Origin of the sequence: Guyparkeria hydrothermalis (assembly GCF_023555375.1) — a bacterium.
GTDB lineage: Bacteria > Pseudomonadota > Gammaproteobacteria > Halothiobacillales > Halothiobacillaceae > Guyparkeria > Guyparkeria hydrothermalis.
The window spans coordinates 303251-318395 of the sequence record NZ_JAJSEE010000002.1 but is presented as its reverse complement, the minus strand read 5'-3'; the positions used below and the strand labels follow the sequence as shown (position 1 = coordinate 318395).

Annotated in this window: 17 protein-coding genes and 5 tRNA genes; 2 read left to right on the top strand and 20 right to left on the bottom strand. The window is 67.4% G+C overall.

Annotation, left to right across the window (positions count from 1 at the left end):
• Positions 1-183 precede the first annotated feature (183 nt).
• The 12 genes from rplA to LV475_RS04010 all read right to left on the bottom strand — a co-directional run bounded on the left by rplA (position 184) and on the right by LV475_RS04010 (position 6112).
• Positions 184-879 carry a 50S ribosomal protein L1 gene (gene rplA / locus LV475_RS04065; RefSeq protein WP_136867905.1) on the bottom strand — a complete coding sequence of 232 codons (696 nt, stop codon included), beginning with the start codon at positions 877-879 and terminating at the stop codon, positions 184-186.
• Position 880: 1 nt separating this feature from the next.
• A complete protein-coding gene (gene rplK, locus LV475_RS04060) occupies positions 881-1312 on the bottom strand; it encodes a 50S ribosomal protein L11 (protein WP_136867904.1) in 432 nt (143 codons plus the stop codon).
• A gap of 62 nt (positions 1313-1374) precedes the next feature.
• Positions 1375-1908: a transcription termination/antitermination protein NusG gene (nusG, locus tag LV475_RS04055; RefSeq protein ID WP_156574952.1), complete on the bottom strand. Its 534-nt coding sequence runs from the start codon at positions 1906-1908 to the stop codon at positions 1375-1377.
• A gap of 11 nt (positions 1909-1919) precedes the next feature.
• Entirely contained in the window at positions 1920-2291 is a 372-nt protein-coding gene (gene secE / locus LV475_RS04050; RefSeq protein ID WP_136867902.1) for a preprotein translocase subunit SecE, read from the bottom strand.
• Between the two features lie 75 nt (positions 2292-2366).
• Positions 2367-2442: transfer RNA gene (locus LV475_RS04045), tRNA-Trp, on the bottom strand.
• A gap of 73 nt (positions 2443-2515) precedes the next feature.
• Positions 2516-3706: an elongation factor Tu gene (gene tuf, locus LV475_RS04040; protein WP_156574942.1), complete on the bottom strand. Its 1191-nt coding sequence runs from the start codon at positions 3704-3706 to the stop codon at positions 2516-2518.
• A gap of 37 nt (positions 3707-3743) precedes the next feature.
• Positions 3744-3819 (bottom strand) — tRNA-Thr (locus LV475_RS04035).
• 113 nt (positions 3820-3932) lie between these two features.
• Positions 3933-4006, bottom strand: a tRNA-Gly gene (locus LV475_RS04030).
• Positions 4007-4049: 43 nt separating this feature from the next.
• Positions 4050-4134, bottom strand: a tRNA-Tyr gene (locus LV475_RS04025).
• Positions 4135-4268: 134 nt separating this feature from the next.
• Positions 4269-4344 (bottom strand) — tRNA-Thr (locus LV475_RS04020).
• A 74-nt stretch (positions 4345-4418) separates the two neighbouring features.
• Positions 4419-5261 carry a type III pantothenate kinase gene (locus LV475_RS04015; protein ID WP_156574954.1) on the bottom strand — a complete coding sequence of 281 codons (843 nt, stop codon included), beginning with the start codon at positions 5259-5261 and terminating at the stop codon, positions 4419-4421.
• A gap of 41 nt (positions 5262-5302) precedes the next feature.
• Positions 5303-6112 (bottom strand): biotin--[acetyl-CoA-carboxylase] ligase, encoded by an 810-nt coding sequence (locus tag LV475_RS04010; RefSeq protein WP_169303643.1) that lies wholly within the window; start codon positions 6110-6112, stop codon positions 5303-5305.
• A 218-nt stretch (positions 6113-6330) separates the two neighbouring features.
• Between LV475_RS04010 and LV475_RS04005 the strand changes: the two genes are divergently transcribed.
• Both LV475_RS04005 and LV475_RS04000 read left to right on the top strand, forming a co-directional pair.
• The gene (locus LV475_RS04005; protein WP_136867374.1) at positions 6331-7086 is read left to right on the top strand and encodes a MotA/TolQ/ExbB proton channel family protein; all 756 of its coding nucleotides are present in this window, start codon (positions 6331-6333) and stop codon (positions 7084-7086) included.
• A 3-nt stretch (positions 7087-7089) separates the two neighbouring features.
• Positions 7090-7929, top strand: coding sequence for a flagellar motor protein MotB (locus LV475_RS04000; protein ID WP_136867373.1), 840 nt, complete (start codon positions 7090-7092; stop codon positions 7927-7929).
• 8 nt (positions 7930-7937) lie between these two features.
• Here LV475_RS04000 and LV475_RS03995 read toward each other — a convergent pair whose 3' ends face one another.
• The 8 genes from LV475_RS03995 to LV475_RS03960 all read right to left on the bottom strand — a co-directional run bounded on the left by LV475_RS03995 (position 7938) and on the right by LV475_RS03960 (position 15122).
• Positions 7938-9743: a M61 family metallopeptidase gene (locus LV475_RS03995; protein ID WP_250105811.1), complete on the bottom strand. Its 1806-nt coding sequence runs from the start codon at positions 9741-9743 to the stop codon at positions 7938-7940.
• Complete coding sequence (locus tag LV475_RS03990) at positions 9743-10303, bottom strand: FKBP-type peptidyl-prolyl cis-trans isomerase (RefSeq protein WP_156574961.1); 561 nt, start codon at positions 10301-10303, stop codon at positions 9743-9745. The genes LV475_RS03995 and LV475_RS03990 overlap by 1 nt, the downstream gene beginning before the upstream one ends.
• Before the next feature lie 190 nt (positions 10304-10493).
• Positions 10494-11408: an AEC family transporter gene (locus LV475_RS03985; protein WP_136867370.1), complete on the bottom strand. Its 915-nt coding sequence runs from the start codon at positions 11406-11408 to the stop codon at positions 10494-10496.
• A gap of 55 nt (positions 11409-11463) precedes the next feature.
• Entirely contained in the window at positions 11464-11841 is a 378-nt protein-coding gene (gene trxA / locus LV475_RS03980; protein ID WP_125199620.1) for a thioredoxin, read from the bottom strand.
• Positions 11842-11944: 103 nt separating this feature from the next.
• Positions 11945-12562 carry an LON peptidase substrate-binding domain-containing protein gene (locus LV475_RS03975; RefSeq protein ID WP_250105810.1) on the bottom strand — a complete coding sequence of 206 codons (618 nt, stop codon included), beginning with the start codon at positions 12560-12562 and terminating at the stop codon, positions 11945-11947.
• Positions 12552-13181 (bottom strand): flavin prenyltransferase UbiX, encoded by a 630-nt coding sequence (locus tag LV475_RS03970; protein ID WP_250105809.1) that lies wholly within the window; start codon positions 13179-13181, stop codon positions 12552-12554. Before LV475_RS03970 ends, LV475_RS03975 begins: the two co-directional genes overlap by 11 nt.
• Positions 13178-14542, bottom strand: coding sequence for a UDP-N-acetylmuramate:L-alanyl-gamma-D-glutamyl-meso-diaminopimelate ligase (gene mpl, locus LV475_RS03965; RefSeq protein ID WP_347709472.1), 1365 nt, complete (start codon positions 14540-14542; stop codon positions 13178-13180). Before mpl ends, LV475_RS03970 begins: the two co-directional genes overlap by 4 nt.
• A 7-nt stretch (positions 14543-14549) precedes the next feature.
• Positions 14550-15122: a hypothetical protein gene (locus LV475_RS03960; RefSeq protein WP_250105808.1), complete on the bottom strand. Its 573-nt coding sequence runs from the start codon at positions 15120-15122 to the stop codon at positions 14550-14552.
• Positions 15123-15145: the final 23 nt, after the last annotated feature.

Genomic DNA, 15145 nt, shown 5'->3' with positions numbered 1-15145 from the left:
GCCACCCAGACATGAAATCATCGGGACTCTGACCGTCTGCGCAGGCTTTCTCGATTAAGCGGGAGGGCGAACCCGCCCGCGCCTGCGGTCTTTGACGCCACCGGTATCAATACCGGCAGTCCAAAGAACGTGACCGGCCTCGACACGCGGGTCGAGGCCGGTTATTCGGGGGTTGCGCCGCGGTTATTCCGCGAGCGAACCCTGGTCGACCACCAGGCCGGGGCCCATCGTGGTCGAGACGGATACACGCTTCATGTACACGCCTTTTGCCGCCGACGGCTTGGCCTTGTTCAGGTCGCCGATCAGGGCATTGAGGTTGTCGATCAGCGCCGCCGGATCGAAGTCCACCTTGCCGATGGTGCAGTGGATGATGCCGTTCTTGTCGGTGCGGTAACGAACCTGGCCGGCCTTGGCGTTCTTGACCGCCGTGCCCACGTCGGTGGAAACCGTGCCCACCTTCGGGTTCGGCATCAGGCCACGCGGGCCGAGGATCTGACCCAGCTGGCCGACCACGCGCATCGCGTCCGGGGAGGCGATGACGACGTCGAAGTCCATGCGACCCTGCTTGATCTCGTCGGCGAGGTCGTCCATGCCGACGATGTCGGCACCGGCTTCCTTGGCCGCCTCGGCGTTGGCACCCTGGGCAAAGACAGCAACGCGCACGTCCTGACCGGTGCCGCGCGGCAGCACGGTGGAACCGCGAACCATCTGGTCCGAGCGGCGCGGGTCGACGCCCAGGTTGACGGCGACGTCAACGGACTCGTTGAACTTCACCTTGGAGACTTCCTTCAGCAGGGCGAAGGCCTCTTCGGCACCGTACTGACGGTTGCGATCGATCTTCTCGGCGATCAGCTTCTGACGCTTGCTCAGCTTGGCCATCTCACACACCCTCCACGTTCAGGCCCATGCTGCGGGCGCTACCGGCAATGGTGCGCACACGGGCGTCGAGATCCTTCGCCGTCAGGTCCGGCTCCTTGGTCTTGGCAATCTCTTCGAGCTGCTCGCGGGTGACCGTGCCAACCTTGGTCTTGTTCGGCTCGGCGGAACCGCTCTTGATGCCGACGGCCTTCTTCAGAAGGATCGCGGCCGGCGGGGTCTTCATGATGAAGGTGAACGACTTGTCCTGATAGACAGTGATCACCACCGGAACGGGAAGACCCGGCTCGATGTTGCCCGACGCGGCGTTGAACTCCTTGCAGAAGCCCATGATGTTGACGCCGTGCTGACCCAGGGCAGGACCGATGGGGGGCGACGGGTTGGCCTGACCGGCAGGCACCTGAAGCTTGATGTAAGCGGAGACTTTCTTAGCCATGATGACCTCTCAAGTGGGTAGTAGCGCCCGACGCCGGGCCGGGCTCCCCGTGTGCCGACAAATCAGGTCTTCTCGACCTGGTCGAAATTCAGTTCCACCGGGGTGGAACGTCCGAAAATGCTCACCGCGACACGCAGGCGGCTCTTCTCGTAGTTGACTTCCTCGACCGTGCCGGTGAAGTCGTTGAACGGACCGTCGCAGACGCGGACCATCTCGCCGACGTCGAACAGCGTCTTCGGCTTCGGCTTCTCGGTCGAATCCTTCATCCGGTTGAGGATCTGGTCGGCCTCGCGCTCGGTGATCGGCGTCGGCTTGCCACCCGAGTTGCCGATAAAGCCCAGCACGCGCGGCACCGACTTGATTAGGTGCCACGCCTCGTCGGTCATGTCCACCTGGACCAGCACGTAACCCGGGAAGAACTTGCGCTCGGAACGGCGCTTGACGCCGTCGCGCATCTCGACCACCTCCTCGGACGGAACGAGGATCTCGCCGAACAGATGCTGCAGACCGGCGCGCTCGATGCGCTCCTGCAACGCCTTCTTGACGCTGTTTTCGTACTGTGAGAACGCCTGGACGACGTACCAGCGCATCGCCATGCTTAAGCCTCCTAACCGGTAATGCTGCGAACGATCCAACCCAGCAGCGAGTCGACGCCCCAGAGGAACAGGCCGATCAGGATGACGAGCAGGATGACCACGAGGGTCGTCTGCGTCGCTTCCTGGCGCGTCGGCCAGACCATCTTCTTGACCTCGAGACGCGAGTCGAAGGTGAACTGCCAGATCGACCGCCCGACAGCCGTGGTGTACGCCACGGCGATCGCGAGCCCCGCACCTGCCACGACGGCCAGGATGCGCAGGAACAGCGGCTGGTCATCAAGCAGGTAATAACCCACGATGCCGGCCAGGATCAGGGCGATCGCGAGCGCGATCTTGGCTGAATCCAGACCAGACGACGTGGGCTGCACGGACTTTTCCGACATGTTAGGAACTCACGCTTCAAAGACAGTACCCGCCGGCCGGCGAACCGGGCCCGGCGGGCACCCCCTGCACGGAAGTGGCAGGGCAGGAGGGACTCGAACCCCCAACCTACGGTTTTGGAGACCGTTGCTCTGCCAGTTGAGCTACTGCCCTAGTGTTTTCGCCTACCGCGAAAAAAGAGCGCGAAGTCTATCCGACTCCGCGCCTTGACGCAACCCGTTGCGGGTTACTCGATGATCTTGGAAACGACGCCGGCGCCGACGGTGCGGCCGCCTTCGCGGACGGCAAAGCGCAGACCTTCTTCCATCGCGATCGGCGCGATCAGCGTGACGGTCATCGCCACGTTGTCACCCGGCATGACCATCTCGGTGCCTTCCGGCAGCTCGCAAGCGCCAGTCACGTCGGTGGTGCGGAAGTAGAACTGCGGGCGGTAGCCGTTGAAGAACGGGGTGTGACGACCACCCTCTTCCTTCGACAGTACGTAGACCTCGGCCTCGAACTGGGTGTGCGGCTTGATGGTGCCCGGCTTGCAGAGTACCTGACCACGCTCGACTTCGTCGCGCTTGGTGCCGCGCAGCAGAACGCCGATGTTGTCGCCCGCCTGACCCTGGTCGAGCAGCTTGCGGAACATCTCGACACCGGTAACGGTGGTCTTGATGGTGTCCTTCAGACCGACGATCTCGATCTCTTCGCCGACCTTGACGATGCCGCGCTCGACGCGACCGGTGACCACGGTGCCGCGACCGGAGATGGAGAACACGTCCTCGACCGGCATGATGAACGCACCGTCGATGGCACGCTCCGGCTCGGGGATGTAGTCGTCCATGGCCTCGACCAGCTTGACGATGGCCGGGGCACCGATCTCGGAGGTGTCACCTTCCAGCGCCTTGAGGGCCGAACCGGTGATGATCGGGGTGTCGTCGCCCGGGAAGTCGTACTGGGAGAGGAGGTCACGGACTTCCATCTCGACCAGCTCGAGCAGCTCCGGATCGTCAACCATGTCGGCCTTGTTCAGGAACACGACGATGAACGGGACGCCTACCTGACGCGAGAGCAGGATGTGCTCACGGGTCTGCGGCATCGGGCCGTCGGCGGCGGAAACCACCAGGATCGCGCCGTCCATCTGGGCGGCACCGGTGATCATGTTCTTGACGTAGTCGGCGTGACCCGGGCAGTCGACGTGGGCGTAGTGACGCTTGTCGGACTCGTACTCGACGTGAGAGGTCGAGATCGTGATGCCACGCGCCTTCTCTTCCGGCGCCTTGTCGATCTGGTCGAACGCCATGCCCTGGCCACCGTAGGTGGAGGACATCACGTGCGTGATCGCCGCGGTCAGCGTGGTCTTGCCGTGGTCTACGTGACCGATCGTGCCGACGTTTACGTGCGGCTTGCTACGTTCGAACTTTTCCTTAGACATCGCATCCTCCGCCAACCGGGACAAGCAAATGGGAATGTGGAGCTCATGACCGGATTTGAACCGGTGACCTCGTCCTTACCAAGGACGTGCTCTACCAACTGAGCTACATGAGCAAAGCATGAGTCGACGGCGTGCCGCCGACGCAATCTCTAACAACAGATGCGACCCGCGAACGGGTCGCGTCGGTCCGTTCCGGACCCCGGTCTGACGACCCGGGTCACAGGACTGGAGCGGGTGATGGGAATCGAACCCACGTCATCAGCTTGGAAGGCTGAGGTTCTACCATTGAACTACACCCGCAGACCGTTTGAATCCCGCAAGCGGTTGCGAGATTCGTCTTGTCTGGTGGTGGGGGCAGGATTCGAACCTGCGAAGGCTGAGCCGGCAGATTTACAGTCTGCTCCCGTTGACCGCTTGGGTACCCCACCCGGGAAGCGCGCCATTCTTCACAAAAAGGACCGGGCTGTCAACACCCGGCCCAGGACTTGGGCATCACGACTTGGGCGCGCATCGTGATGCCTGCCAACGCCCGCGAAACGGGGTTTCACGGGCGTCCTTCCTCTGGTGCCGGCTGTGGGACTCGAACTCACGACCTACCGCTTACAAGGCGGTTGCTCTACCAACTGAGCTAAGCCGGCAATGGGCGCGCATTTTACGCACAGCGGTGGTGCTTTGCCAAGCCGTGCATCGCACGCCCCGTCGCTTCGTCGCCTTAGCGACGCGCCCGCGCCAACCGCACCACGCCCGACAGCACCAGGTCGTCCTCGACCCGTTGCTCGATCGCCGGATCGATGAGATCGACCAGGCGTCCGGCATCGCCCCCCGACAGCACGGCCAACAGTTCGCCCTCGTCGGCAAGCCGTTCTTGCCACACCGCGAGCATCTGGTTGACCCCGGAGGCCAGCAGCCAGTGACGCCCCAGTTCGATGGCGGTGGCGGTATCGGCACCCAGACCGAGGCGCCGCGTTGCCTCGGGGATCTCTGCGGATACGGCACCCCCCTCGCCCGTCTCGAGCGACTCGACCGCCGCCCCCAGGGCGGGCGTGGTCACGCGCAGGGCCTCGAGCTGGGCGCGCCACCCCGGCAGGATCAGGCCGCCGAGGTGCTGGCCGTCGGCGCCGAGCACGTCCAGCGTGATGGCCGTGCCCGCGTTGATGACCGCCAGCGGCCGGTCGCCATGGCGGGCGTGGGCCTCGATCATTGCGCAGAAGCGATCGATGCCAAGCCCCTCGGGCGATTCGTAGGCCACGCGCACGTGGCAGCACTTGCGCGGCACGGTCAGCCAACGGCATTGCGCCTGGGGACAGATCTCGGCAATCGCGGTCTCCAGCCATTCCCGCCGTCGGTCCTCGACCACGGAGGCGAGCACGATCTGCTTCGGCGAGCGCCCCTTCTCGTCGACCAGCAAAGGCTCGAGCCGGGTGGCCAACGCGCCGACGGCGTCTGGCTCGGTCGCCGGTGGCCAGTCGATCATCGCCGGCTCGACGTCCTTCTGGCTCCGACGCGCGAGATGGGCCTTGATCCGGCTGTTGCCCGCATCGATATAACAGTTCACAGGGTCAAGCCTTCCTTACAGTCAATCGTGAATCTCTGCTCTCAGGCGCGCCCGGCAAGCAATCGCACCCGGTCGTGTGCGCCGGCGCGGATCACGCTGCCGTCGGCCCGCGTGACCGCCAGGTTGCCGTTCGAGCCGATGGCGCCGGCGGTACCGATCTCGCGCCCGCCGTCGGCTCGCTCCACCACCACCGTCTGGCCGAAGGCGTGGTGCGCTCGCGACAGGCGCGCCAGTTCGGCCGGCCAGTCGACAGGGCGCCGCATGAGGCCCACGGCCGCCTCGACCAGGGCGCTTGCCAGCGCGATCGAATCCCCACCCCAGCGATCGCCCAGGTCCGCAAGGGCCGCAGGGGGGTACGCCGCCTCGATCGCCCCGGGCGGTTGGCGCCAGTTGATTCCCACGCCCGCCAGCCAATAGAGCTCGCCGCCGAAGCGGCCGCGTTCGATCATCAGCCCACCGAGCTTGCCCTCGCCGAGATACAGGTCGTTGGGCCACTTGACCGTCGCCGGCACCTCGTGGCGAACCAGCACCCCCGCGAGACATCCGGCCAACGCGAGCCCCGGCGGGGCCGCGGATAACCTGGTCTCGGCCGGCACCGCCAGCGAGAACCACAGCCCGTCGCCCGGGGTGCTCAGCCAGCGCGCCCCGCGCCGGCCGACCCCGGCAGTCTGCTCGGCCGCGATGGCAACGACCGGCCGGCTCGCGCCGTCGTCCGACTCGAGCAGCGCGCGGACGCGCTGGTTGGTGGAATCGACCCGCGCCTCGGCCGCCAGGAGCCAGCCACGCCGCGCGGCCAAACGCTGGAGGCGCGGGACGAGCGAACCGAAATCGAGCACGACGTCGCAATGCATGACGGGCCCCGGGAAGGCGGGCGGAGGATGGATCGTGTCTGGACCGACGCACCCGGGCTGGACCCCGGGAACGCTCAAGTTTTGCGAATCGGGCCCGATTATACTGGCTCGGGCCGGGAGAACGAGGCCACCGCGCCAATCCGAAACACCCCGGAGCAACGGCCCGCCGGCGCGCATCCTATCCCGTTGATCTTCGGAACGAATCCCTGAGGAGCCCCTTGGACAAAGCAACCATCATCGGCATCGTCTCGGCACTGGGCGTCGTGATCATCGCGATCGCCCTGGGCCAGTACCCGCTGGGTTTCATCAGCATTCCCGGCGCGCTGATCGTGATCGGCGGGACCCTGTCGATCACGCTGGCGATGATCACCTTCCGCCAGTTCATCCATTCGTTCGGCGTGATCAAGCAGGCCTTCCTCGACCGGCAGCATAGCCTGACCGGGCTGATCGACGAGATCGAGGAGCTGTCCCAGATCGCGCGACATGACGGCGCCCTGGCACTCGAAGACCAGGAGATCAGCCATCCCTTCATGGAAAAGGGCGTGCGCATGATCGTCGACGGCCAGCCGATGGAGGTGATCGAGCGCACCCTCGACCGCGACATCGAGCTTTCCGAGGAACGCCACGACGGCGGGGTGCAGATGTTCAAGAGCATCTACGACGTCGCCCCGGCGATGGGGATGATCGGCACCCTGGTGGGCCTGGTGCAGATGCTGAGCTCGCTCGATGACCCGTCGACCATCGGCCCGGCCATGGCCACTGCCCTGCTGACCACCTTCTACGGCGCGGTGATTGCCCAGGCAATCGCCCTGCCGATCATGACCAAACTGCAGATGCGCGCCACGCAGGAGTCCCGCGAGCAGCGCCTGATCCTGGAAGGCATCCGCGGCATCCAGGACGGCGTCAACCCGCGCATCCTGCGCGGCCTGCTGGAGACCTTCCTGCCCAGCCGCGAACGCCAGGAGGACGACTGAGCCATGGCACGCGCCCGTCGACGCAAGGTGGGGAGTTCCGGCGGCTGGCTGACCACCTACGCCGACATGGTCACGCTGCTGCTGACCTTCTTCGTGCTGATGCTGTCGATCTCGGTGGTCGACGTCGAGCGTTACAAGGCGGTCGCCGAGACACTGCGCAACTCGTTTGGCAGCTTGCCCACCGAGCGCACCGCCGCCCCTGGCGAATCGGCGGTGGAACTCGCCCCCGGGGCCGCCGACCCCGACAGCACGATCGAGGGGCCGCCCCCCACCCAGCTGATCGAGCTCGACGCCCCGCCCACCGCGGATACCCACCAACAAAGCGCACGAGCACTCGAGGACCTGCGCCGCCAGCAGCTCGACGAGCGCGCCGCCGAGCTGCGCTCGACCATGAGCGATGCGATCGCCGCCGGCGACATCGAGATCGAGACCACCGACGACACGGTCATCATCCGCATCAAGGAAAATGCCTCGTTCCCATCAGGCAGCGCGGACATGCAACGGGCCTTCGAGCCGGTGGTCGACCGGATCGCCGACGACCTGGTCGACAGCGACGACCGCATCGTGGTCACCGGCTACACCGACGACGTGCCGATCCGCTCGGGTCGGTTCCGTTCCAACTGGGACCTGTCGGCCGCCCGGGCCGTGAGCGTGCTGATGTCGCTACGCGACCAGGGCATCGATGCCGATCGCCTCTCGGCGCGCGGCATGGGGGAGAACAACCCCATCGCGCCCAATGACAGCGACGCCAACCGCGCGCTCAACCGACGCGTCGAAATTGCCCTGATCCCGGCCTGGGCGGACGTGGACAAGCCGCAGCTCGACGGCCAGCCGATCGACTAGGGCCGATTTCAGGCCGTCGTGGCACGGGGCGCCAGCCAGTCGGCGAAACGCGCCTCGGTCTTTATGTCCCCCGCGGCGCGCTCGAGCCGGTGCTGATTGAGGCATTCCGGCGCCAGGGTCAGCGTCATCGTCAGCAGCCGCCCCTGGCGGAAGACGTGCAGGGCCAGTCGATCGCCGGCGCGATGACGCGCGATGCGCTCGGCCCAGTTGGCGCCGTTCACCGCAAAGCCGTCGATGGCGATGATGCGATCGTCGACCGCCAGACCCGCCGCCGCGCCCGGGCGATCCTCGAACACCAGCGCGACGCGCGCGGCCTGCGGGTCGCGCTGGTCGACCCGGACACCCGCGTCCGGCCCGGCCTGCTCGGCGCGCGGGACCATGGCCACGCCGACGCGCGCCAGCAGCCCGGCGACATCGAGCGTTTCCGTCGAGCGCAACGCCCGGTCGAAGAACGCAGCCATCGGCTCGCCCATGGCCTCCTCGATCAGCGCCTCGACCCGCTCGCCTTCGGCCAGCGGCTCCTCGCCGTGGTGCTCCCACAGGCGCCGCATCACGTCCATCAGGCTCGCGCCGCGCTCGCGCAGCATCAGATCCAGCATCAGCGCCACGATCGCCCCGCGCGTGTAATAGCTGACGATCGCGTTCACCGCGTTGGCGTCCTGCTGGTAGAAGCGCGTCCAGGCGTAGAAACTCGACTCCTCCAGCGTCTGACGCGACCAGCCCTTGCCGCGCATGGCGCGGTTGATCGTCTCCTCGAGCGCGGCGAGGTATTGGGTCTCGTCGATCAACCCGACGTGGCGCACCAGCCAGTCGTCGAAGTAGCTGGTGAAGCCCTCGAACACCCACAGCAGGCGCGTGTGTGCCGGACGATCAAGCGGCAGGCCGGCAAAGGCCGCCGGTCGAATCCGCTTGACGTTCCAGTTGTGGAAGTACTCGTGCGCGCAGAGGCTCAGGAAACGCTGATATTCCTTGCTCACCCCGCCGGCGGTCACCGACGGCAGGTGGCCGCGAGGGAAAATCAGGGCAGTCGAGTCGCGGTGCTCGAGCCCGCCAAACCCCGACTCGTCGAGCGCGACCAAGAACAGGTACTCGTCGAACGGCGCGCCGTCGAACAGCTCGATCTCGGTCTCGCAGATGCGCGCGACATCGCTGGCGATCCGGTCGAAGTCGGTTTCGGGTAAGGCGTTGGTGAACACCATCCGATGCAGCACGCCGCCGGCCGTGAACTGGCGCTCGACGAAGTCGGCGATCTCGACCGGGTGATCGATCAGGGCCTCGTAGCCGGCCGCGGCGAAATCGCCGAAGCCACGCTCGTCGACGGCGATCGCCGGCAGGGTGGTCGCCACGCACCAGTCCCCGGGCAGATCGCGGCCGTCGATCACCACCTCGTGGCGCGCCTGTTCGGCGCCGTGCACCCGCAGGAAGACGCTGGTGCCGTTGAAGAACACGTGACTCGAATCCACGTGCGCGCTGCGCACCGAGAAATCCGCGCAGTAGACCCGGTAGTGGACCGCGACCGCCGCGTCACTGGGCGCAAGATCCCAGGTCTGCTGATCGACCGGGGTGATCGTCACCGGGCGGCCATGGACATCCTCGGCGTGCTTGCCCACCAGGTGCCGGGCGAAGTCACGCACCAGGTAACTGCCCGGGATCCACGCCGGCAGGCTCAGGCGATAGCGCTGGTCGCTGGCCGGCAGGCGCAGGGTCACATCGAGATAGCGGCTGTGATAGCCGGAAAACTCGATCCGGTAGAACGGCTCGACCCCGGAGACGTTCCGGGGGGCGACGTCGGCGACGGCAGCGGACTGGCTCATCAGGACTCCTGGCTCGACTCGTGGCCCGGCAGATCGGGCACCGAGGAATCACTGGTCATTAGGTGGTGACCACCGGGATGGACCCGGCCGTGCTTGATCTCGTCCGCGTGCGCATCCCGGATGGCACCGACCCGGGCGGTGAAGTGCAGGCGAAAGCCGGCCAGCGGGTGGTTGAGGTCGACCTTAACGGTCTGGTCGCCCACCTCGAGGATCAGCATCTCGATGCGCCCCTCGGGGCCATGGGCCTGGACCATGTTGCCCGGCGCGAGCTCGGCCTGCGCCTCGATGCGCTCGCGCGGCACCTCGACCACGCCCTCGGGGTCATGCAACCCGTAGGCCTGCTCCGGCTCGACGGTCACCTCGATCTCGTCGCCCTCGACGTGCCCCTCGAGCGCCGCCTCCAGCCCCGGGATCAGGTTGCCGTGACCGTGGATGTACTCGAAGCCGTCGACGCGGCTGTCGGCGAGGATGGCGCCATCGTCATCGCGCATGACGTGGTACACGCGCACCACGCGATCCTTTTCCACCGCGGGGGTGGCCGCTTGCTGTTCGTCACTCATCTCGTCAGTCCTCCGTTAGGGAAACTCTGCACGAATGCCATGTCACTCTGGCTTGGCGAGTCGTTCGTGATCAAGGCGCGATGTCGCCGGCGTGCCGGTGGCCACGTCAAGGCATCGCAACGCGGAGCACGGGCGACTCGCCAAGCCCCGCAGGGCGCGCAGAGCGGTATGGCATTCGTGCAGAGTTTCCTTAGATCGCCACGCCATGCCAGAAGGGAATGGTCAGCAGCGCCAGCAGGGTCGAGGCGCTTGCCGTGGTGGCGTAGAGGCCGGTATCCAGACCGAAGCGGTCACAGAGCACCAGCCCGAGCACCATCACCGGCATCGCGCCCTCCAGCACCACGGCGGTGAGCGTCTGCCCGCTGGTGCCGACCGCCAGCGCGAATCCCAGCGCGACCAGCGGCATCCACAGCAGCTGGATGGCCACCGCCGGGCTGACGGTCAGCAGTTGTCGGCCGGTCAGTGTCTCCAGCCGCAGGCTCATGCCGAGCGCGACCAGCATGATCGGCACCACGGCCGCACCGAGACGGTCGAGCCACTCGGCCGCCCAGTCGGGCTGCGGCACGCCGGCCAAGTTGAGCCCGGCACCGGCGACCGCCGCCCACAGCGGCGGCACCTTGAGCAGGGTCTTGACCGGGTGGACCTCCTCGTCGCTGTCGCCGAAGCGCGCGGCGAGCAGGATGCCCACCGACAGCAGCAGCGGCGTGCAGGCGAACAGGTCGTACTGGATCGCGACCGCCTGGCCGGCATCGCCGAACAGGCTGTCGAGCAACGGCAGCCCCATGTAGGTCGCGTTGGGAAAGCTCGCTGCCAGCAGCAGCGCGCCGAACTGCGGCCGGGTCAGCGGCATCACCCGCCCGACGGCATACATCAGCATCAGCGAGCCGATCACCGCCACGGCCGCCGTGCCGGCGATGCGCAGGGTGTCCACGCCCAGCGGCGCGCGCCACAGCACCGCGAACACCAGCGCCGGCAGGAACAGGTAGTAGACCGAGGAGGTTAGGGCCCCGCGGGCGCGGTCGGCGCTCCACCCGCCCAACGGCAGGTAGCGCCAGATGTGGCCCAGGGCGATGGTCCCGGCCATCTGCAGGATGACCGAGATCATCGCCGCCCGACCTCGCCGGGCCGGTCAGCGGACCGACGGATCGGCCGCGCGGGGATCACTCGCCCTTGGCCTCGGCTTCGGCCTTCTCCACCTCGGCGCGCACCTCGTTCATATCGAGGTCCTTGACCTTGGTGATCAGCTCGTCGAGCGCGTTGCGCGGCAAGGCACCGGCCTGGTTGAACAGCAGGATCTGCTCGCGAAACACCATCAGCGTCGGAATCGAGCGGATCTGGAAGTGACCGGCGATCGCCTGCTCTTCCTCGGTGTTCACCTTGGCAAAGCCGACCTCCGGGTTGGCCTCGGCCGCCTGCTCGAAGATCGGGCCGAACGACTGGCACGGACCGCACCAGGGCGCCCAGAAATCCAGCAGCAGGATGTCGTTGTCCTTGAGAAGGCCTTCGAGGTTGTCCGCGGTCGCGGTATGAACGGTCATAAAGACACCTTTGGATCATGCCAGCCCAAGGGCCGGCCGCATGTCGACCCGGTCGCACCGGGTCACGAAATCGTGTTGTTCGGGTTGCCCGCCGGGCGCCCCGTCAGCGCTCTTTGCCAAGCCAGGCCTCGACGCGCTCGAGCATCGCCCGGGGATTGTCGCATTCAAGCAGCGACTGGCGGGCGGCAAGGCCCACTGGCAGGCGTTCGGCCAGCCGATGACACAGCCAGGCGACACCCGGCACGCCTCGCTCACCCTCGAGCAGCTCGGGGTCGAGACGCGCCAGGGCGTCGACCAGGACGTCAACCCGGACCTCGCGACGGTCGCCGAGGCCGGATTCACCCGGCATCGAGTCGCCCGAGTTGGGGGCGTCCTCAAGGAATTCAACCCGGGCGCGGACCACGCCGCGCGCATCCACCGCGTGCTCGAGGACGCGAAAGCGCCGCTCGCCCAGCACCCGCACCCCCAACAGGCCGCCGGGCAGCGCCGTGGTGTCCACGACGCGCGCGGTGGTACCGACGGTGGCGATCGACGGCGGCCCGTCTTCCAGTCCCACCTCGCTGCCGGCGGTGATCCGCACCACGCCGAAGGGGTGATCTTCGCGCAGGCACTCGCGCAGGAGATCCAGGTAGCGCGCCTCGAACAGGCGCAGCGGCAGGTGGCCGGCGGGAAACAGCACCGTCCGCAACGGGAACAGCGCGAGGCGTTGTTCAGCCGCCATCCCGCTCGCCCCAACGGGCATGCAGCTCGTGCGGCACGTCGATCTGGTCGAGGATGCGCGCGACGGTGAAATCGATCAGGTCCTGGATCGTCCGAGGGCGATGATAGAAGGCCGGCGACGGCGGCAGGATCACGGCGCCCAGCTCGGCCAGTCGCGTCATCTGCGCGAGCGCGATCGCCGTCAGCGGCGCCTCGCGCGGCACGATCACCAGATCGCGGCGCTCCTTGAGACAGACGTCGGCGGTGCGCTCGATCAGGGAATCCGACAAGCCATTGGCGATCGCCCCGAGCGTGCCGGTGGTGCAGGGGCAGACCACCATCGCGTCCGGCGGGTTCGAACCCGAGGCGAACGGCGCGGTCCAGTCCTGGCGGGCGAAGCCGGTCACCTGCCCCTCGGCGGCGCCAAAGCGCCCGCCCAGCTCGGCGGCCAGCGCGTCGTGGCGTGCCGGGAACGGCTCGTCGAGCTCGAGCGCCGCCACGGCGTGGGCGGCCTTCGAGGCGATCAGGCTTACACGGCAATTCGCCGCGATCAGGCAGTCGAGCAGACGCAGCGCATAGGGCAGCCCCGAGGCCCCGGTCATCGCCAGCACCACGTGCTCGGTCTTCCCACGACGCCTCATGCCGCCACCTCGCGCAGCGCGTCGACCAGCCGGGCCGGGAAACCGCCGAAGCCACCGTTGCTCATCGAGATCACCCAGTCGCCGGGGCGGGCCTCGGTCATCACGATCTCGAGCAGCGTCTCGACCGAGTCGGCCACGGCGAGCCGGTCGCCCAGGTCGGCGAGGGCCTCGGCCGGGTCGAAGGCGAGATCGCGCGGCGCGTGCACGTAGACCCGATCGGCGGCGGCCAGGGCGCCGGCCAGGCGTCCGGCGTGCACCCCGGCACGCATCGTGTTCGAGCGTGGGTCGAGCACCGCGATCAATCGGGCGCCGGCCGGCATCTGTTCGCGCACGGCGGCAAGCGTCGCCTCGATGGCGGTCGGGTGGTGGGCGAAATCGTCGATCACGCGCACCCCGCCGACCTCGCCCTTGAGCTCAAGGCGCCGAGCGACCCCGCCGAAGCCCGCCAGCGCGGCCAGCCCCTCGGCGGCCGGCACCCCGGCGAAACGCGCCAACGCCACGGCGGCCATGGCATTACGGCGGTTGTGCGCGCCCTGGATCGAGTCGGGCAGCCGCCCGAGCGACTTGCCTTCACAGAACAGCTCGCCGCCCTCCTGCCACCAGTCGGCGCCGGGAGCAGGCTGCTCGGCGAGCCGCTCGACCGGCGACCAGACACCCTGCCCGATTACCCGGTCGATGGCCGGCTCGCCCAGCGGGGCGATCACCTTGCCCTGCCCCGGTACCAGCCGCAGCAGGTGCGCGAACTGGCGCTCGATTGCGGCAAGATCATCGAAGATGTCGGCGTGATCGAACTCGAGGTTGTTGATCACCAGACCGCGCGGGCGGTAGTGGAGGAACTTCGAGCGCTTGTCGAAGAAGGCCGTGTCGTATTCGTCGGCCTCGATGACGAAGAACGGCGTCTCGCCCAGCCGGGCACTGACACCGAACCCGCCCGGCACGCCGCCGATCAGGAACCCCGGCGCCATGCCGACGGCATCGAGGATGTGCGCGACCATCGAGCTGGTGGTGGTCTTGCCGTGGGTGCCGGAGACGGCCAGCACGAACCGCTGCGACAACACCTCCTCGCCGAGCCACTGCGGCCCGGAGCGAAAGCGGTAAAAGCCGTTCAGGAGCTGATCGATCACCGGCATGTCGCGGCGCATCACGTTGCCGACGATGATCTCGGCATCCTCGGGCAGCGGCGCCTCCATGTCGGTTTCCACCGCGATGCCCGCGCGGGCGAGCTGGTCGCTCATCGGCGGGTAGATGGCGTGGTCGCGCCCGGACACCTGGTAACCCATCTCGCGCGCCAGCAGGGCCAACGACCCCATGAAGGTGCCGGCGATGCCGAGGATGTGCAGTCGTTTTTCAGTTAAGTCCACAAGCACCTCATGACGGCAACCCCGCCTCGCCGGGCAGCAACTGCACCGCGAGGGTCATGTAAACCAGCGAGCTGAGGATGAAATAGCCCAGCGCGGTGAGCACGCCGATCGCCGCGCCGAACTCCAGCGTGCGTCGGTAGATCTGCCCGAGCACCACCAGGTTCCAGGCGAACAGGGCGATCATCAGCATCGACCACAGACCCAGTTGCGTGTCGATGTCCGCGGCCTCGGCCCCGGTCGGCTGCATCACCACCAGCGGCCAGGCCACCAGGCCGAGCATGGCCGTGGCGCCGAACAGGGCGGTGAGCATCTGCGGGATGCGGGCGCGATGGTCGCGCAGCATCGCCAGCCCCGCCGAGTAGGCGACCAGCACCGCCGCGTCGGCGGCAAGCAGCAACAGGCCGCCGCCCAAGCCACCGCCCAGGCCGCTCTGCCCCTCGCCCGTGACCGCGATGTCGAGCAGCACACCCACGACGAGGTAGAACCCCACCGCGATCAGCAGGGGCTGATGGCCCGCGGGCATGTCCTCGGGGCCGGCACGCAGGAACAACAACTGGAAGAACAGGCGGATCAGTGACAAGGCGGCGCCCCCGTTGGAATCAC